Origin of the sequence: Polaribacter sp. Z014 (genome assembly GCF_023555435.1) — a bacterium.
Taxonomy (GTDB): Bacteria; Bacteroidota; Bacteroidia; order Flavobacteriales; family Flavobacteriaceae; genus Polaribacter.
In genome coordinates, this window is sequence record NZ_JALCZP010000011.1 from 1 (window position 1) to 19,336 (window position 19,336).

Consider the following 19,336-nt stretch of genomic DNA (forward strand, 5'->3'; position numbering starts at 1 on the left):
CTTAAAGCAACGGTCTGGTAGTTCAGCTGGTTAGAATACCTGCCTGTCACGCAGGGGGTCGCGGGTTCGAGTCCCGTCCAGACCGCGAAAAGCACTTCATTTATGAGGTGCTTTTTTCGTTTAGCGATTTTTTTTAAGTTTCAAGCAAATAATATTTGATAGGAATGATGTTTAAAAAATATAAATCACAAAAAAAACACATCAATAGATGTGTTTTTTTTATATATGAAAATTGTATCTTTCTATATTAAAATCCCTGAGCAATTTTATCTAATTCACTACTGTCTAGTATAGAAATATCTTTTCCTTTAAATTCAATAATTTTCTTCTTTTTTAAGTCAGATAGCAAACGAATTGCAGATTCTGTTGCAGTACCTATAATATTAGCGATATCTTCTCTAGAAAGGTGGATGTTAATGGTGTTTTCGGCATTTGTACCAAATTTGCTGTGCAGTCTTAAAAGAGTTTCTGCTAAACGTTGTTTAACGGTTTTTTGAGCCATATCAACAATAACATTATCTGCTTGTTTTAGGGTTTGAGCCATGTCTTTAAGCACATTCATTGTAAAGTTTGAGTTTTTAGATAAATCCTTTAGAATTTCTTCTTTAGGAATAAAACAAACTTCCATATCATTTAAAGCAACTGCTTTAAGGTTAGAGGCTTCATCAGAAATTAAACTTCTTTCTCCTAGTAAATCGCCTCTAGTTACTAAGCCAATAATTTGATTTCTACCATTTTCACTCATTTTAGAAACCTTACAAACACCATCTTTGATACAGAAAATACCTTTTAAGCGTTCTCCTTCTTCAAAAATAGCTTCTCCTTTTTTTATAACTCTAGATGTTTTACAATTAGACATCTTTACCAATTCCTCTTTAGTTAAGTGTTTTAAGGAATTAAGTTGACGAATAATACATTGCTCACATTTACTCATAATGACTAATGGTATTGGGGTGTCAAAGATATTAAAAAAGTGATATATATCATGTTTTAAAGTGCTATTCTTATTGTAAATTTGCAAAAGGCAAAAGAGTAAATATGAAATCTACACAATGTTATCACTGTGGCGATTCTTGTGATGATAATTTAATTGAATTTGATGGTAAAAGTTTCTGTTGTAATGGTTGTAAGACTGTTTATGAGATTTTTTCTGAGAATGATTTAACTTGTTATTACAATTTTCAAGACAATCCTGGGGCAATTCCGACTGAAATTCAAGGGAAATATGATTTTTTAGATAACGTAGAAATTGCGGAAAAATTATTAGATTTTAATGATGGTAATACGCAAATAGTAACACTATACATTCCGCATATTCACTGCAGTTCTTGTATATGGGTATTAGAGAACTTACATAAATTAAACCCTAAAGTATCTTCTTCTCAAGTAGATTTTCCAAAGAAAAAAGTACGAATTACTTTTAATTCTGATGAAACTTCTCTAAAAGAAATTGTTCTTTTAATGAGTTCTATTGGGTACGAACCGTATATAAGTTTAGAAGATTATGAAAGCGGAAAAAAATCAGTAGATAGAAGTTTAATCTATAAATTAGGTATTGCAGGTTTTGCTTTTGGAAACGTAATGTTTCTCTCTTTTCCAGAATATTTTGAAGTAGATGGTTTTTGGATAGAGAAATACAAACATGTTTTTAGATGGTTAATGTTTGCTTTCTCTTTACCTGTTGTTTTTTATGCTGGACGAGATTATTATATCTCTGCTTATAAAGGATTGCGTTCTAGAATATTAAATATAGATGTGCCTATTGCACTCGGAATTTCGGTTTTATTTATAAGAAGTGTTACAGAAATTATTTTAGATTTAGGAACAGGATTTTTTGACAGTTTAACCGGTTTGGTATTCTTTTTATTATTAGGAAAGTTTTTTCAGCAGAAAACGTACAATTTCTTGTCTTTTGAGCGCGATTATAAATCTTATTTTCCAATTGCTGTTACTCGGGTGTCTAAAGAAGGAAAGGAAGAGAATGTTGCTATTTATGATATTGAAAAAGGGGACAGATTACTGATTAGAAACCAAGAATTAATTCCTACAGATGGTATTCTCATTAATGGAAAAGCAGATATAGATTATAGTTTTGTTACTGGTGAAGCAGTGCCAGTGTCTAAAAAGTCTGGAGATAAATTATTTGCAGGTGGTAAACAACTTTCTGGAGTTTTAGAAATGGAAGTTTTAGCCTCCGTTTCTCAAAGTTACTTAACACAATTGTGGAGTAATGATATTTTTAATAAAGATAATCAATCGCATTTTAAAACCATTACAGATAACGTTAGTAAAAATTTTACGATTATAGTGTTGTTAGTTGCTGTTTTGTCTACATCCTATTGGTTGTTTTTTGATGCTAGTAAGGCGCTAAATGTATTTACTGCGGTTTTAATTATTGCTTGTCCTTGTGCAATTGCTTTGGCAGCTCCGTTTGCTTTAGGTAATATGCTGCGTATTTTTGGTAAGGAAAAATTTTATTTAAAAAATGCCACGGTTGTAGAGCAATTGGCGGGAATAGATACCATTATTTTTGATAAAACAGGTACCCTTACAACACATAAAGAAAATACGAGTTCTTATGAAGGAACTCCATTAGATCATCAAGAAAAAAGTATTTTAAAAAGTTCTTTAAGAGCTTCTAATCATCCGTTAAGTAGAACGTTGTATAACGATTTAGGAGAGGTTGAGGTGCTCACTATTTCTAATTATAAAGAAATCTTAGGAAAAGGTATTGAGGTGAGTTATAAAGATGTTAATTTAAAATTAGGTTCGTCTTCCTTTGTTAAAAATAATGAAGATAAATCAATATTAGATACCTCGGTTTATATTAGTTTTAATAAGGTTTATAAAGGTAAATTCATATTTAAAAATTCATATAGAGAAGGGGTAAAAGCTTTGTTTGATTCTTTAAAAACCATGTATCATTTAGCAGTTGTTTCTGGAGATAATGAAGGAGAGAGAGTTTATTTAGAAGAAAATTTACCAAAAGGAACAGACTTGTTATTTAATCAGAAACCAGAAGATAAATTAAAGGTTGTTGCAGATTTTCAGAAAAAGAATAAAAAAGTAGCCATGATTGGTGATGGTTTAAATGATGCTGGGGCATTGGCACAAAGTGATGTTGGTATCGCTTTGTCAGAAAATATTAATGTGTTTTCTCCTGCTTGTGATGGTATTTTAGATGCATCAAAATTTAATAAAATTGGGAGCTATATAAGTGCGTCAAAAAAAGCTATAAAAGTTATTAAATACAGTTTTATATTATCTTTATGCTATAATGTAATAGGATTGTATTTTGCTGTAACAGGGCAACTAATACCGGTTATGGCGGCAATTTTAATGCCTTTAAGTTCTATTAGTATTGTGGTTTTTACAACTATTTCTACTAATTTAATTGGAAAAAATATAAAATAATTATGAGTGTACATATCGAAGCGAAAAAAGGAGAAATAGCAGAAACGGTTTTATTACCAGGAGATCCTATGAGAGCAAAATGGATTGCAGATACCTTTTTAAAAGATATTAAGCAATACAATGATGTAAGAGGAATGTTAGGCTTTACAGGTACGTATAAAGGGAAAAAAATATCGGTACAGGGAACAGGGATGGGAATTCCGTCTACTTTAATTTATGCTACAGAATTAATTACAGAATATGGAGTTAAAAATTTAGTTAGAGTAGGTTCTGCAGGTTCTTATCAAAAGGAAGTAAAAATTAGAGATATTGTTTTAGCCATGGCGGCTTCTACCAATTCTGGATTAAATACCATCCGTTTTAACGGAGCAGATTATGCGCCAACAGCAAGTTTTAAGTTATTTCAAAAAGCAATAGAAGTGGCTAAAGAGAAAAATATAACCGTAAAAGCTGGAGGGATTTTAAGTTCTGATGAGTTTTATGCAGATGAGTTTGATAGTTATAAAAAATGGGCAGATTATGGTGTTTTGTGTGTAGAGATGGAAACTGCTGGTTTGTATACCGTTGCTGCAAAACACAATGTAAATGCCTTGTCTATTTTAACTATTTCTGATAGTTTGGTTACCAAAGAAAGAACTACTGCAGAAGAAAGAGAACAGACGTTTAAAGAAATGATAGAAATAGCTTTAGAGTTAGGAGAATAAAATTTTGCCTTGCGTATTGCTGAACTCAAAATAAATAATTGAAAGGTCTAAAGGCAATTTCTTTAGAAGTTAATTAAGCCTTAATCACACTAGACCAGACAAAACGATAATACATGAAATCACTAGTACAAAAATACAACATTCCAGGACCAAGATACACCAGTTATCCAACGGTACCTTATTGGAACAAGGAAGGTATTGATAAACAAGATTGGATACAATCTTTTCAAACTTCCTTTAAAGAAAGTAATTCATCAGAAGGAATTAGCATTTATATTCATTTGCCTTTCTGTGAGAGTTTGTGTACATTTTGTGCATGTCATAAACACATTACAAAACGTCACGAAGTAGAAGATGAATACATAGAAACGGTTTTAAAAGAATGGAAATTATATGTTGATTTGGTAGATGAAATTCCTGTTGTAAAAGAATTGCATTTAGGTGGCGGAACTCCAACTTTTTTCTCAAAAGAAAATTTAAAATATTTAATGGATGGTATTTTTGAAATCGCAAAAAGGCATCCAAAAGCAGAGTTTAGTTTCGAAGGACATCCAAATAATACCACCAAAGAACAATTACAAACGTTGTTTGATGAAGGTTTTACTAGAGTTAGTTTTGGTGTACAAGATTATAATGAAAAAGTACAGAAAGCAATTCATAGAATTCAGCCTTTTGAAGCCGTAGCACAAGTTACCAAATGGTCTAGAGAAATTGGATATACTTCTGTAAGTCACGATTTAATTTTCGGGTTACCACATCAAACAAAAGAAAACGTCATTTATAGCATTAACAAAACAAAAGAATTACAGCCAGATAGAATTTCATTTTACAGTTATGCACACGTCCCTTGGGTAAAAGGAGTAGGACAAAGAGGTTTTAATGAAGATGATTTACCTAAGGATGATGAAAAAAGAGCTTTGTATGAAATAGGGAAAGAACTTTTTGCAGAGTTAGGCTATGTAGAAATTGGTATGGATCATTTTGCTTTAAAGACAGATAGTTTATATAAAGCAACCATCAACAAAACATTACATAGAAATTTTATGGGCTATACCGCTAATAAAACCCAGTTAATGATTGGTTTAGGGATGTCTGCAATTTCCGATTCTTGGTATGCGTTTGCACAAAATGTTAAGACGGTAAAAGAATATCAAAAAATTGTAAATGAAGGAGAGATTCCAATTTTTAGAGGTCATTTATTATCTGAAGAAGATAGAGTTATCAGAAAACATATTTTAAATATTATGTGTCATTTTTCCACTTCGTGGGAAGAAAAAACTATGAAAATCAATAATATTGAAATGCATTTAGGATTATTAGAAGAAATGGAGCAAGATGGATTGGTTAAAATTGATGTAAAGTCAAAGTCTTTATCCATCCCAGAAGAGGCAAGACCCTATGTTAGAAACGTTTGTATGGCTTTTGATGTGCATTTATTAAAAAATAAACCAAAAACACAGCTTTTTTCTATGACTATTTAACAAAAAATTAAGATATTTGTTAAACATGATAAATGTCATGTTTTATGAAAGTGACCAATACTATTTTTGAAAATCTATTATCAGGCAAGATATGAGCGTAATATACCTACTACTAACTATTAGTATACTAGTAGCAATCTTATTTTTTATCGCATTTATTTATTCAGTTAGAACTGGGCAATTTGACGATTCTTATACGCCATCTGTGCGCATGTTGTTTGATGATGAGTTAGTAAAAGATAAAAAAGAAAAATCAACTAAAGACTAAATATTAAATTATGGAAATGCAACAATTTTATTACGATAATAAGATCGTAAAGAAATTTATCTATGCCACGTTATTCTGGGGAATAGTGGGGTTCTCTGTGGGGTTAATGCTCGCATTTATGTTTTTGTTCCCTTATTATACAGAAGGAATCTCATGGTTAAGTTTTGGGCGTTTAAGACCATTACATACCAATGCTGTAATTTTTGCCTTTGTAGGTAATGCAATTTTTGCAGGGGTTTATTATTCGCTTCAGAGATTGTTAAAAGCAAGAATGGCAAGTAACTTTTTAAGTAACTTTAATTTTTGGGGTTGGCAGTTAATTATTGTTGCAGCAGCCATTACTTTACCTTTAGGGTATTCTTCATCTAAAGAATATGCCGAATTAGAGTGGCCAATAGATATAGCCATTGCAGTTGTTTGGGTTGTATTTGGAGCCAATATGATTTGGACCATCTTACAAAGAAGACAACGTCATTTATACGTGGCAATTTGGTTTTACTTAGCAACATTTGTAACAGTTGCTGTATTGCATATTTTTAATAGCTTAGCGTTACCTGTTACCTTTTTAAAATCTTATTCTGTGTATGCAGGGGTACAAGATGCATTGGTGCAATGGTGGTATGGGCATAATGCCGTAGCATTTTTCTTAACCACACCTTTTTTGGGGTTAATGTATTACTTTGTTCCAAAAGCAGCTAACAGACCTGTATATTCATATAGATTATCAATTGTTCACTTTTGGTCATTGATTTTTATTTATATCTGGGCAGGACCTCACCATTTATTATATACAGCATTACCATCTTGGGCACAAAACTTAGGAGTTGTGTTTTCTATAATGTTATTAGCACCTTCTTGGGGAGGGATGATAAACGGTTTATTAACATTAAGAGGAGCTTGGGATAAAGTTAGAACAGACCCTGTTTTAAAATTTATGGTAGTTGCAATTACTGGATACGGTATGGCAACTTTTGAAGGGCCAATGTTGGCTTTAAAAAATGTAAACGCAATTGCACATTATAGTGATTGGATTATTGCACACGTACACGTTGGTGCATTAGCTTGGAATGGTTTCTTAACTTTTGGTATGTTATATTGGATGATACCAAGATTGTTTAAAACAAAATTACATTCCTTAGCATTAGCAAACGCGCATTTCTGGATTGGTACTTTAGGTATTATAATGTATACGTTACCAATGTATGTTGCAGGTTTTGTACAAGCTTCTATGTGGAAACAATTTAATCCTGATGGATCTTTAACTTATGGAAACTTCTTAGAAACTGTTCACGAAATTATACCAATGTATTGGATGCGTGCTATTGGAGGAAGTATGTATATCATTGGAGCATTTATAATGTTGTACAACGTAATTAGAACGATTAAGTCTGGTAGTGATGTTACAGATGAGTTAGCAGAAGCAGCTCCATTATCTGTAGTGCCTACATATAGAACTAAAGGAGAAGGTTGGCATACTTGGTTAGAAAGAAAACCAATCAAATTAACAATTTATGCAACGATTGCAATTTTAATTGGAGGAGCTGTTCAAATTATTCCAACAATATTAGTAAAATCTAATATACCTACTATAAGTAGTGTAAAACCTTATACACCATTAGAATTACAAGGACGTGATATTTATATTAGAGAAGGTTGTGTAGGGTGTCACTCTCAAATGATTAGACCTTTTAGAAGTGAGGTAGAACGTTATGGAGAGTACTCTAAAGCGGGTGAGTTTGTATATGATCATCCATTTTTATGGGGATCTAAACGTACAGGACCAGATTTACATAGAATTGGAGGGAAATATTCTGATAGCTGGCACTTAAACCACATGTATGATCCACAAAGTACTTCACCAGGTTCTATTATGCCTTCTTATAAATGGTTAATTGTTAACAAACTTTATACAGGAGATATAGAAAGTAAGATGAAAGTGATGGTTACTTTAGGAGTTCCTTATTCTGAAGAAGAAATAGCAAATGCCCAACAAAGTATGTTAGCGCAAGGAACTGAAATTGAGGACAACTTACACTCAGATCCAGATTTTGCAAAAAATTATGAAGCTGATAAAAAGTACGCTCAAGAGAATGGAGAACCTTTTATAGAAATGAAAAATAGAGAGATTGTTGCCGTTATTGCATACATACAACGTTTAGGTACGGATATAAAAGTGAAAGACGAACAAAAAATAACTAAAAACTAAGGCGATGTTAAAATTTGTAAAAAATTATATGGTAACCATTTCAGGTGTAGAAATATATCCTTTAATATCATTAATCATATTCTTCACTTTCTTCATGGTCTTGTTTTGGTGGGTTTTTACAGCAAAAAAAGAATATATAAATAAGGTAAGTAATTTACCTTTAGATAATTAAAAAGAAAAAAAATGAAAAAATATTTTCAATCTACGGTATATATAATCTTTGTAATTGTTACGTTTTTAGCGCTTGCAAAGTCGTTTATGGTGTACAAAAACCCATTTAATGTTTATGAGAATCCTTTAGTTTGGATTGCAATTATAGGCTTTGTTTTGGTTGTTGTTTTAAAAGAAATGGTGAACGTAATTGCCATTAATAAAGCAACAGAATTACAAAATGAAAAACTAGGAATTGTTCCTGAAGAAAGTGATGCTTGGATTAAAAAGTTACTACAATCTTGGACAAGAACTAAAGGTATTGAAAGTGAAGAAGAGATTATTTTAGATCATAATTATGATGGAATTAGAGAACTAGATAATACTTTACCACCTTGGTGGGTGTATTTGTTCTATGCATCAATTGTCTTTGCTGTAGTATATTTGGTGAGATTTGAGGTTTTAGATGGAGACGACCAAATAGTAGAATATAATAAAGCAGTTGCAGAAGCAAAAATATCGTTAAAAAAATACAAGTCTACAGCAACAGATTTAATTACTGCAGAAAGTGTAACTTTATTAACAGATGCTAAAGACCTTGGAAGAGGTAAAGCAATTTTTAAATTAAACTGTGCATCTTGTCATATAGCAGATGGTGGTGGGGCTATTGGTCCAAATCTAACAGATGAATACTGGATTTTAGGAGGAGGAATCAAAAATGTTTTTACAACTATTTCTAATGGAGGTAGAGATGGTAAAGGGATGATTGCTTGGAATAAAACATTAAAAGCAGCAGATATTGCTAAAGTTGGTAGTTATGTACTTTCTTTACAAGGAACTTCACCAGCAAACCCAAAAGCTCCTCAAGGAGAAAAATGGGTAGATGAAGGGGCAGAAGTACAACCAGATACAGAACTTAAAGAAGGAAAAGAAAGTACAGGAACAGAAGAAGTTGGTCAGGTTTTAGAACAAGCTAATTAGTAAATATGGAAACTCCAGAAAGCGAAAAATTTAGAGATAGTATTGGTACCATTGATAAATCTGGAAAACGTTCTTGGGTTTTTCCTAAAAAGCCTAGCGGTAAATTCTATAAATATAGATCGTACGTAAGTTATTTTCTGTTAATTTTTCTTTTATCAGCACCCTTTATTAAGATAAATGGAAACCAGTTTTTATTGTTTAATATTTTAGAACGTAAATTTAATATTTTTGGATTTCCGTTTTGGCCACAAGATTTTCACTTATTAGTCATTTCAATGATTGTGGGTGTTGTATTTATCATTCTATTTACAGTAATTTTTGGACGTATTTTCTGTGGATGGATTTGTCCTCAAACCATTTTTTTAGAAATGGTTTTCAGAAAGATAGAATATTGGATTGATGGAGATAGAGGGAAACAAATTCGTTTGGATAAACAACCTTGGAATGCAGAAAAGATTAGAAAAAGACTTTTAAAATGGTTTATTTTCTTTGTGGTTTCTTTTATAATAGCCAATGTGTTCTTAGCGTATTTAATTGGTGGAGATACACTTATCAGTTACATTACGGGGAACCCTTTTGATAATATTAGTACACTTATTTCATTAACAATTTTTACTTGTGTTTTCTATTTTATTTTTGCTTGGTTTAGAGAACAAGTATGTATTATAGCCTGTCCTTATGGTAGGTTACAAGGTGTTTTGTTAGATAACAAAACGATAAATGTTGCGTACGATTATAAGAGAGGAGAAAGAGAAGAGGGAAGATCTAAATTTAAGAAAAATGAGGATAGAGAAGCTTTAGGTAAAGGAGATTGTATAGATTGTAAACAATGTGTAGTTGTTTGTCCAACAGGTATAGATATTAGAAACGGTACACAATTAGAGTGTGTAAATTGTACTGCCTGTATTGATGAATGCGATCATATAATGGATAGTGTTGGCTTGCCAAAAGGATTAATTAGATATGAAAGTGAAGATAACATCGAAAAAAAGAAGCCTTTTAAATTAAACGCTAGAATTAAAGGATATTCTGCTGTCTTATTTATTTTAATAGGTATTTTAATAGGAATGTTATTTTTAAGAAATGATGTTGAAGCTACAATTTTAAGGTTGCCTGGACAGTTGTATCAACATAAAGAAAATAATATTATTAGTAATGTTTATACCTTTAAAGTAATTAATAAAACAACAAAAGATATAAATGATGTAAGTTATAAATTACTTTCTCATAAAGGGACCATAAAATTAGTTTCTAATCATAATTTTGCGGTGCCAAAACAAGGTTTAGCAGAAGGTACTTTATTTATAGAAATAAATTCAGCGACCTTAGAAAAAGATAAAATTAAATTAGAAATTGGTGTTTATAGTGGTGATAAATTAATTGAAACTACCATAACAAATTTTTTAGGACCAAGAAGTTATAAGTAGTGTAAGTATGTTTACAAATATGCTTACTGCAAGGTTTTAAAATACTTTTTATCGATTATTAAAGTATACCAAAAAGAACTATAAATAAATCTACAGGTTATTTTTTATCGATAAATGAAGTTTTTAGAATGTTGCATTCCGTCATGGATGATTATAAACTAAACTTCTGAAGACAGAGTATAAAATAAAAATTATAATATTATGAAATTTAATTGGGGAACAGGTATTGTTATTGCAATTGTAGCTTTTATGAGTTTTATTTTATACATGGTTATTACTATGAGTACCGATAAGAGATATAGTTATGACTTGGTTACAGAAAAATACTATCAAGAAGAATTAGGTTTTCAAGATGAAATTAATGCAGAAAAAAATGCATTAGAATTAAAAGACAAAATAACTATTCAAAGATCAGAAGAAGGTTTAAAAATAACATTTCCAAAAGAATTTTCTCCAGAAAAAATTAAAGGTAAAGTGTTCCTATATAGACCGTCTAATAAACAATTAGATTTTGAAATACCTATTTCAATCTCTAATACATATTTGCTCGTGCCTGAGAAACGTTTATTAGATGGTCGTTGGAACATTAATTTATCTTTCAAATATAACAATAAAGAATACTTAATTAAAAAAGAAATACAATATTAATGTTTTTATCGGCAATAATATTTGGGTTATTAGGTAGTTTTCACTGTGTAGGTATGTGTGGACCCATAGCTTTTATGTTGCCCATTGATAGACAAAACACTACCAAAGGTTTTTTTCAAATACTAAGTTATCATTTTGGACGATTATTTAGCTACAGTCTTATAGGATTGTTATTCGGTTTTCTAGGTAAAGGATTTTATTTCTTCGGATTTCAACAACAGTTATCTATAATCGTTGGTGTTAGTATGATTTTGATGGTTCTATTTCCTAAAATTTTTTCAAAAGTAAATTTTTCAAAGGGGATTAATAAAGTCATTTTTAAAGTGAAGAATGCTTTGGGTAAAGAATTGAAGAAGAAGAGAAATAACACCTTTTTTACCATAGGCTTTTTAAATGGGTTTCTACCTTGTGGCTTAGTATATATGGCTGTTTTTGGAGCTTTAGCAACAACAAATGCTTTTTTCGGTAGTTTATATATGTTTTTATTTGGTCTAGGTACAATTCCTTTAATGACTTCAGTTGTATACTTAGGAAATTTTACAAAAGGGAATTTTAGAAAAAAAATACAAAAATTAATACCCATTGTGGTTGTTTTTATAGGAGTCTTATTTGTATTACGAGGTTTAGGTTTAGGTATTCCTTATGTATCTCCAGCTCCTTTAGTAGATGTTGTCTCTGCAAATAGTTCTTGTCACTAGGTTCCTTTTTTATCACTATCTTTATTGTAATAATAAAGATTAGCTTTCTTAACATAAATAATATACTACATTATTAAATATTTGTATTATAAAGTATTTGTTTTAAGAAAAGGAATATATTTGATAACTTGTAATTATCCCTTATTAATGATATTAAAATATCTAAAATTTTGTTCTCTATTTGCTTTATTTTTTTCTTTTAAGAATATTGCCCAAGAAACATTGCCAATTTATCAAGATTATTTATCTGATAATGTGTATTTGGTGCATCCATCTGCAGCAGGTATTGGTAATTCTAGTAAATTACGTTTTACAGCAAGACAACAATGGTCTGGTATAGCAGATGCACCTGCTTTACAAACTATAAGTTTTCATTCAAGGTTTGGAGAAGAGACAAATGCAGCCTATGGTTTTGTTTTATTTAACGATAAAAATGGGTATCATTCTCAAAAAGGGGTTCAGGCTACTTATGCTTATCACTTACCTTTAAATGATAATGGTCATTATTTTGAACAACTCTCGTTTGGATTGTCTTTTTCTTTTATTCAAAATCAATCGGATCAAAGATCATTTGGTAATGATGATGTAGCTGCAATTATTGAAAGCACTAGTTATTATAATTCAGACTTTAGTGCTGCTTATCATAGAGGTGGATTCTCTTCGTATTTTACTGTGAAGAATTTATTTTTAACAGCTAAAAATAATTTGAATGTTCTTGAGCCTTTAAATTTAAGGAATTATGTTTTTTCTGTTGGATATTATTATGATAAAAATTATTATTTTCAATTAGAACCTTCTTTTATGCTACAACTAAAGGAAGGCACAGGCCAAAAAATATCAGATTTTAATTTAAAAGGATATAAAACACTTAATAATTATCAATTATGGTTAGCATTGTCTTATAGAGTAACTTTTGGAGCCGATGTTGCTGGGAATTCGCAATTTATATCTCCTATATTTGGTTTAAATTATAAAAATGTCATGTTTTCTTATACCTATACAAATCAAATAGGTGATGTAGTTTTAACAAAATCTGGTTTTCATCAAATTACTTTAGGTATTAATTTGTGGACTCGAAATAAAACTTGGCGTAGTACTCCAAATATTAATAATTCGTTTATTGGTTTCTAAAAATCCTTTTCAGTAATTTTTATTCTTTTGGCTTTGTTTGAAACCAACATTTTTAAGACTTCTTTATCTTTGTTTATAAAAAATTGATGCACGCTTTCTTTAGTACTGCTATTAATTAATTGATGTTTTTCTAAAATATTTTTGGTTTGTCTGGCAACAGCCTCACCAGAATCTATAATTTGAATTTTGGTACCTACAAGCTTTCTTATTTGAGGAATTAAATAAGGATAATGTGTACAACCTAAAACCAAGCAGTCTACATTCTGCTTTATTAAAGGATGCACATAAGAGGTTAATAATGCAGTCATTTCTTTAGAGTGCAATTTACCACCTTCTATAAGGTCTACTAAGCCTGTTCCTATAATCTCTTTACGTGTAATTTTTTGATTGATAGAATGAGCTGTTTTCTCAAATAACTCACTGTTTAAAGTTCCTTTGGTGGCAAGTATACCAATTGTATTTGTTTTAGTTTGTAAAGCAGCGGTTTTAATTGCCGGTTCTATTCCTATAAAAGGAATGCTATATTTTTCTCTTAAAACTTTAATGGCGTTTGTGGTTGCTGTATTGCATGCAACAATAATTATTTTACAGTTTTGTTGAATTAAAAATTTTGTATTTTTAATAGATAGGTCTATAATATCTTGCTTGCTTTTTTCTCCGTACGGAGCATTTTTACTATCCGATAAGTAAATAGTATTCTCTTTGGGTAAAAGTGCGTTAACTTCTTTCCAAATCGATGTGCCCCCCACACCAGAGTCGAATATACCAATAGGAAATTTGTTTTCTTTTACCATATACTTGTAAAAATAAAAAAACCTACTGAAATTTCAGTAGGTTTTAGTTTGTAATCTTATTTAGTTTATATTAAAAACCTAATTTAGTTTTTACAGCTCCGTATAAATCTTCACCTTTCTTAACTAATAAACCTTTTCCTACAGAAGCATCTAAGACATATAATACACCTTTAGAAGCTGCTACAGCATCAATAGCTGTTTGTGCTTTTTGTATAATTGGTTGTAAACCTTCATTTTGTTTTTTCTGCATGTCTTGGTAAGCAAATCTTCTTGCTTGTTCAATTTTTGCAGCTTCAGCTTGAAGCTCTTGAGCTCTTTTGTCATTCGTTTCATTCGTTTGACCTTTAGACTCGGCAACATATTTTTGTCTTGTTGCTTCAATTTTCTTTTCCATTCCTGTAATCTCATCTTGGTAAGTTTTACCAAGCTTTTCCATGTCTAATTTTAGGGTTTTTGTTTGAGGCATTTCTGCTACTAATTTTTCAAAGTCTATATGACCTATTTTTTGTGCATTTGCAACACCTGCTAGTCCTAAAGTAAATACAGCGATTAATAGTAACGATTTTAAATTTTTCATTCTTGTTTTGATTTAATTATTATTCTTATTCTTGTTCTTCTTTTTGAGCTTCTTTTTTCTTTCTTAAAGCTTCTTTTTTAGCTCTTAACAATTCTCTTTTTTCTTCTCGTTGTTGTAAGAGTTTTTCTCTTTTTTCTGCTATTAGCTTCTTTTTTGCTTCAACATCAGCAATTTTCTTTGCTTGTGCGTCTTCTTTTTTGCTAATTAATTCTTTTTGTCTATCTGTTAACTCCTTTTTAGGAGTAAGCATTTTTTCTTGTCTTTTTTTATCTTTTTCACCGATTAATCTACTACGGTCTATTGTGGCTAAAACAAGGTCGCTAATATCGTATTTTTTATTTGAATATAGCATGACTAAATCAGTAGATTTATCAAAAACAAAGTCATATTTTTTTCTTTTAGAAATACTTTGAATTGCATTGTAAACTTGATCTTGAATTGGCTTAACCAATTGTTTTCTTACAGAAAACATATCTCCATTTGGCCCAAAGTATAAAGATTCTAGACGTCTTAATTCTATTTGTTTTAAACTAATTTCTTCTTCTTTTTCTTCAATTAAATCTTTTGTAAGAATTGCTTTTTCATTTGCTAAATCTGTTTTTAAGATTTCTATATGTCTAGCTTGTTCATCTAATTTTTTTCTCCATTTAGCAACTTTGCCATCAAGTGTATTTTGTGCTTCTAGATATTCTGGAACATTTTCTAGAATATACTCCATATCTATATAAGCAATTAATTGATTTCTCTGAGACCAAGATACACTAACACTAAGTGTAAGAAAGACTAATAAAAATATTTTTTTCATTTGTATTATGTATTTAGAAAAAACCGTGCCAAAAAAACTTTTTCTTTACAAAGCTATCGTTTTTTTAGAATTGTTTTCCAATTATAAAGTGTGTTTGCCAACCAGATTTTTCAGTTTCCCCAGGCAATGGATCAAATCCATGTGCAAAATCAATTCCTAATAAACCAAATGCTGGCATAAAAATTCTTACACCAACTCCTGCTGAACGTTTTAAGTCAAACGGATTAAATTCTTTAAAAGTATCATAAGAATTACCTGCTTCTAAGAATCCTAAAGTATAAATAGATGCCGATGGAGCGTCTGTAATAGAGTAGCGCAGTTCTAACTGAAATTTATTATAAATTGTACCACCATAATTAGAAGAAAGTCCGCTATTTTCATAACCTCTTAAACCAACTGTTTCTCTACCGTCTAATTGGTAAGCTGCAATACCATCTCCACCCACAAAATAACGTTCTACTGGTGTTGCTCCTAGATCTTTGTTGTAAGAGCCTAAATATCCTCCTTCTGCATTGGTCATTAAAACCAATTTATCTGTAAAAGAAGTGTACCATTTTCCTTTAAAATTTAATTTATAGTATTCTAACCACTTGTATTTATCTATAGCATCTAAGTTACTATCATTATAGTCTTTATTATTCACTAAAGAATATGGAAATGTGGCTTTTGCTCCAATTGTAAACTCAGATCCGTAAGTAGGAAATATTAAACTTGGTCCTGCAGAATTTCTTGTTAAAGAAATATTATAAGAAAGATTATTAAGAGTACCGTTGTTTAAGTTTAAACCTGCCAAACCAAAATTATAATCATTAGATTTTAATGCTTGATAACTAATAGATTGAGATAATTGAAAATAATCATCCGGCCATTTTAATCGTTGTCCTAATCCTACAGAAGCACCAATTATACCTAAACTTTTGCTTTTGTCTACATCATAAGTAGTATAATCTAATTGATATTGATTAGATGAGTATACAGAAAATGATAATGATTTTGGTTTTTTACCACCTAACCATGGTTCTGTAAAAGAAAAACTATACGTATTATATGTTCTACTGGTTTGTAGTCTTAAAGATAATGTTTGACCATCTCCCATTGGTAATGGTTTGTAAGCTTCCTTATTAAAAATATTTCTGATAGAAAAGTTATTAAAAGATAAACCTAAAGTACCTATAAAAGAACCTCCACCATAACCACCTTGTAGTTCTATTTGGCTTCCACCTTTTTCTACAACCGTAAAGTCTATGTCAGCTGTTTTATTTTGATAATCTGGTATTACATCAGGAGTAACATTAGAGTCAAAGAACCCTAATTGACCAATTTCTCTAATAGATCTAATAATGGCACTTCTACTAAATAAATCACCTGGTTTTACTCTAAGTTCTCTAAATAATACGTGGTCATTTGTTTTTTCATTACCAGAAACTGTTACTTTTCTGATTCGCGCTTTTTCATCTTCTCTAATTCTAATTTCTACTGTAATAGAATCATTTTTTACTTTTGTTTCTACGGCATTCACAGAAGAGAATAAAAAACCACTATCTTGGTATAAAGTAGAGATATCTTGAGATGTTGGGCTACCGTCACCTTTAACACGTTCTTCTAAAACAGCGCCGTTATAAACATCTCCTTTTTCAATTTTTAAATATTGTTGAAGTTGTTCTGCCGTATATTCTTTATTACCTACAAATAATATTTCTGCAAATCGGTATTGTCTACCTTCTTCTAAATCTAAATTAATATTAATGGTGTTATCATCATTCCAACTAATTTTATCACTAAGAATACGTGCATCTCTATAGCCTAATCGGCTGTATTTATCTAAAATACTTTCTAAGTCTTCTTGAAAATCTTCTTCGATGTATTTAGAGCCTTTCCAAAAACGACCAATTATTTTTTCTTTGGTATTTTTCATCGCTTTTCTAAGTTTTTTACTTGAAAGCGCTTTATTACCTTTAAATATAATGTCCTTAATTTTTATTTTTTTTCCTTTATCAATAAAAATAGCCATATTAACAATGTTAATATCACTAGTGTCTTTTTTAACATCTAAATTAACTTTGGTTTTAAGATAACCTTTATCTGTATATTTTTTGGTAAAGTAGTTTTTAGAGGTAACAATAAGGTTATCTGTTACCATAGCACCTTTTTTAAGCTCTGCATCTTTTTTAAGGTCTTTAGCTTTTCCTTTTTTAATACCTGTAATGGTTACATTGTTTAATTGAGGTAATTCTAATACATCAAACTGAAGGTATATGGTATTGCCATCTAGTTTGGCTAGGTATACGTCTACGTTACTAAATTGCTTACTTTCGTACAACTTTTTAATAGCACTTGTAAGTTTGTCTCCTGGAAGTTTTAGGGGTTGACCATTTCTTAAGCCTGTAAAAACCCTTACGGTTTCTTCGCTAAACTTTTTTAATCCTGTAACACTCATGCCTCCTAAGATATATTCTTTCCCTTTTTCAAAGGAAAGATCTTTTGTAGCAGTAGTATCTTTTTTTACAATTGATAAACTATCTTTTTCATTTTGTGCTTTGGCACTAAAAGTAAAAAATAATGCCGTTAGCATTATTGTAGCAGAAAATAATTTCATAAAAAATTTATTCTGTAATTTGTTCGCTTGTTTTTCCAAATCTTCGTTCTCTATTCTGATAATCTATGATTGCATCGTAAAAATGCTCTTCTCTAAAGTCTGGCCAAAGTATATCTGTAAAATATAATTCGGCGTATGCCATCTGCCATAATAAGAAATTACTAATGCGTTGTTCTCCACTAGTTCTTATCATTAGGTCAACGTCGGGCAAATTAAACGTATATAAATGGTTATTTATAGTATTTTCATCAATTTCTTCGATATTGAGCTCATTATTAACAACTTTTTTGGATATGTTTTTAATAGTATTAACAATTTCTTCTCTAGAACCATAGCTTAGTGCAAAAGTTAATACAATATCTGTATTGTCTTTTGTTTTAGAAATTACATCAGCTAGTACTTTTTGAGCTTTTTGGGGTAGACTAGTAATTAGACCAATGGCGTTTACTTTAACTCCATTTTTCATAAAACCGGGTAATTCTTTTTTTAAAGAATTGATTAGTAAACTCATTAAAGCGTCTACTTCTAATTTAGGACGGTTCCAGTTTTCTGTAGAAAAAGCATAAAGAGTAATTGCTTTTACATTGATGTTAGATGCCGCACTAACAGATTCTCTAACCGCTGTTAAGGCGTTTCTGTGTCCAAAAATTCTATTCATCCCTTTACCTTTTGCCCAACGCCCATTACCATCCATTATTATGGCAACATGTTTTGGTGTTCTTTGTAAGTCAATAAGTAGTTTTTTGTCCATAATTTTTATAATCCGTTTGTGTAACAAGCTGGTCTACCAAAGGTGTAGATTAAAGAAACTCCTGTAAACATATACCAATCATTTCCGGTGCCTTCTAAATTTACATTTGGTGTATCTGTAGAAAGGTAGTCTAAATCGTCTTCAAAAGTATATCTAAATTTTGCTTCAATTGCAAACGCTAAAGTACCAAATAATTTAGACTTATAACCAAAACCGAAAGGAATAGCCAAAGAGGTCTTCTTACCTAATTTGTCTACTTTTCCTGTTGGTAAGTATGTCTTAACGTTTGTATAATTAAATACAGCCAATTCTAATAGTAGGTAAGGTGTCCATGTTTTATCATCTGAAGATAAATCATACTCGTAAAAATTATATTCTATTCCTGCCGCTAATTCATTTATTGTGTTAGAAAACTTGTATGTTTTTCCAGTTGGGTCTAATCTGTCTCTTCTAAAACCAGTGTCTGCATCTGCATCATTACCAGAAATAGGTAGAAGACTATAGCTTGCTCTTAGTGCAATTCTAGGGTTCCAATTGTATTTATAAAAAACACTTGCGGCTAGTTTGTTTGGGTAGAAATAGTAGTTTTTACCAATATCACCAACATAGTTTGTGCCGCCAATAGTAAGGCCTACTTCATGGAGTTGGCCAAAGAAGATGGTTGTAAAACCTACAAATACGAAAAATAATATTCTTTTTTTCATT

General features: G+C 30.6%; 18 protein-coding genes and 1 tRNA gene. 12 read left to right on the forward strand and 7 right to left on the reverse strand.

The annotated features are described in order from the left end of the window. Positions 1 to 11: 11 nt before the first annotated feature. A tRNA-Asp gene (locus MPF19_RS12590) sits at positions 12 to 85 on the forward strand. 162 nt (positions 86 to 247) lie between these two features. Here the strand turns inward: MPF19_RS12590 and MPF19_RS12595 are convergent. After that, positions 248 to 934 (reverse strand): Crp/Fnr family transcriptional regulator, encoded by a 687-nt coding sequence (locus MPF19_RS12595; RefSeq protein WP_249988513.1) that lies wholly within the window; start codon positions 932 to 934, stop codon positions 248 to 250. Positions 935 to 1,038: 104 nt separating this feature from the next. Here MPF19_RS12595 and MPF19_RS12600 point away from each other — a divergent pair, with 104 nt between their 5' ends. The 11 genes from MPF19_RS12600 to MPF19_RS12650 all read left to right on the forward strand — a co-directional run bounded on the left by MPF19_RS12600 (position 1,039) and on the right by MPF19_RS12650 (position 13,108). Beyond that, positions 1,039 to 3,414 carry a heavy metal translocating P-type ATPase gene (locus MPF19_RS12600; protein ID WP_249988514.1) on the forward strand — a complete coding sequence of 792 codons (2,376 nt, stop codon included), beginning with the start codon at positions 1,039 to 1,041 and terminating at the stop codon, positions 3,412 to 3,414. 2 nt (positions 3,415 to 3,416) lie between these two features. After that, entirely contained in the window at positions 3,417 to 4,118 is a 702-nt protein-coding gene (gene deoD, locus MPF19_RS12605; protein WP_249988515.1) for a purine-nucleoside phosphorylase, read from the forward strand. A gap of 113 nt (positions 4,119 to 4,231) precedes the next feature. Next, complete coding sequence (gene hemN, locus MPF19_RS12610) at positions 4,232 to 5,599, forward strand: oxygen-independent coproporphyrinogen III oxidase (RefSeq protein WP_249988516.1); 1,368 nt, start codon at positions 4,232 to 4,234, stop codon at positions 5,597 to 5,599. 91 nt (positions 5,600 to 5,690) lie between these two features. Then, positions 5,691 to 5,867 (forward strand): cbb3-type cytochrome oxidase assembly protein CcoS, encoded by a 177-nt coding sequence (gene ccoS, locus MPF19_RS12615; RefSeq protein ID WP_203391741.1) that lies wholly within the window; start codon positions 5,691 to 5,693, stop codon positions 5,865 to 5,867. A 10-nt stretch (positions 5,868 to 5,877) separates the two neighbouring features. After that, on the forward strand, positions 5,878 to 8,073 hold the full coding sequence (ccoN, locus tag MPF19_RS12620; protein ID WP_249988517.1) for a cytochrome-c oxidase, cbb3-type subunit I: 2,196 nt from the start codon (positions 5,878 to 5,880) through the stop codon (positions 8,071 to 8,073). A gap of 4 nt (positions 8,074 to 8,077) precedes the next feature. Beyond that, on the forward strand, positions 8,078 to 8,245 hold the full coding sequence (locus tag MPF19_RS12625; protein ID WP_203391743.1) for a CcoQ/FixQ family Cbb3-type cytochrome c oxidase assembly chaperone: 168 nt from the start codon (positions 8,078 to 8,080) through the stop codon (positions 8,243 to 8,245). Positions 8,246 to 8,256: 11 nt separating this feature from the next. Then, positions 8,257 to 9,204 (forward strand): cbb3-type cytochrome c oxidase N-terminal domain-containing protein, encoded by a 948-nt coding sequence (locus MPF19_RS12630; RefSeq protein ID WP_249988518.1) that lies wholly within the window; start codon positions 8,257 to 8,259, stop codon positions 9,202 to 9,204. A 5-nt stretch (positions 9,205 to 9,209) separates the two neighbouring features. Continuing rightward, the gene (gene ccoG, locus MPF19_RS12635) at positions 9,210 to 10,631 is read left to right on the forward strand and encodes a cytochrome c oxidase accessory protein CcoG (protein WP_203391745.1); all 1,422 of its coding nucleotides are present in this window, start codon (positions 9,210 to 9,212) and stop codon (positions 10,629 to 10,631) included. A 201-nt stretch (positions 10,632 to 10,832) separates the two neighbouring features. Further along, a complete protein-coding gene (locus MPF19_RS12640; RefSeq protein ID WP_249988519.1) occupies positions 10,833 to 11,279 on the forward strand; it encodes a FixH family protein in 447 nt (148 codons plus the stop codon). Continuing rightward, positions 11,279 to 11,977: a sulfite exporter TauE/SafE family protein gene (locus MPF19_RS12645; protein WP_249988520.1), complete on the forward strand. Its 699-nt coding sequence runs from the start codon at positions 11,279 to 11,281 to the stop codon at positions 11,975 to 11,977. The genes MPF19_RS12640 and MPF19_RS12645 overlap by 1 nt, the downstream gene beginning before the upstream one ends. Before the next feature lie 147 nt (positions 11,978 to 12,124). Further along, positions 12,125 to 13,108 carry a PorP/SprF family type IX secretion system membrane protein gene (locus tag MPF19_RS12650; RefSeq protein WP_203391748.1) on the forward strand — a complete coding sequence of 328 codons (984 nt, stop codon included), beginning with the start codon at positions 12,125 to 12,127 and terminating at the stop codon, positions 13,106 to 13,108. On the opposite strand, the gene murI is transcribed toward MPF19_RS12650, so the two are convergent. The 6 genes from murI to porG all read right to left on the reverse strand — a co-directional run bounded on the left by murI (position 13,105) and on the right by porG (position 19,335). Further along, positions 13,105 to 13,902 carry a glutamate racemase gene (gene murI / locus MPF19_RS12655; RefSeq protein ID WP_203391749.1) on the reverse strand — a complete coding sequence of 266 codons (798 nt, stop codon included), beginning with the start codon at positions 13,900 to 13,902 and terminating at the stop codon, positions 13,105 to 13,107. The genes MPF19_RS12650 and murI overlap by 4 nt on opposite strands. Positions 13,903 to 13,972: 70 nt before the next feature. Beyond that, positions 13,973 to 14,479 carry an OmpH/Skp family outer membrane protein gene (locus tag MPF19_RS12660; protein WP_203391750.1) on the reverse strand — a complete coding sequence of 169 codons (507 nt, stop codon included), beginning with the start codon at positions 14,477 to 14,479 and terminating at the stop codon, positions 13,973 to 13,975. A 25-nt stretch (positions 14,480 to 14,504) separates the two neighbouring features. After that, positions 14,505 to 15,284 carry an OmpH/Skp family outer membrane protein gene (locus MPF19_RS12665; protein WP_249988521.1) on the reverse strand — a complete coding sequence of 260 codons (780 nt, stop codon included), beginning with the start codon at positions 15,282 to 15,284 and terminating at the stop codon, positions 14,505 to 14,507. 64 nt (positions 15,285 to 15,348) lie between these two features. After that, a complete protein-coding gene (gene bamA / locus MPF19_RS12670; protein ID WP_203391752.1) occupies positions 15,349 to 17,880 on the reverse strand; it encodes an outer membrane protein assembly factor BamA in 2,532 nt (843 codons plus the stop codon). A gap of 7 nt (positions 17,881 to 17,887) precedes the next feature. Then, the gene (gene uppS, locus MPF19_RS12675; RefSeq protein WP_203391753.1) at positions 17,888 to 18,631 is read right to left on the reverse strand and encodes an undecaprenyl pyrophosphate synthase; all 744 of its coding nucleotides are present in this window, start codon (positions 18,629 to 18,631) and stop codon (positions 17,888 to 17,890) included. 5 nt (positions 18,632 to 18,636) lie between these two features. Further along, complete coding sequence (gene porG / locus MPF19_RS12680; protein ID WP_249988522.1) at positions 18,637 to 19,335, reverse strand: type IX secretion system protein PorG; 699 nt, start codon at positions 19,333 to 19,335, stop codon at positions 18,637 to 18,639. Between the last annotated feature and the right edge of the window lies 1 nt (position 19,336).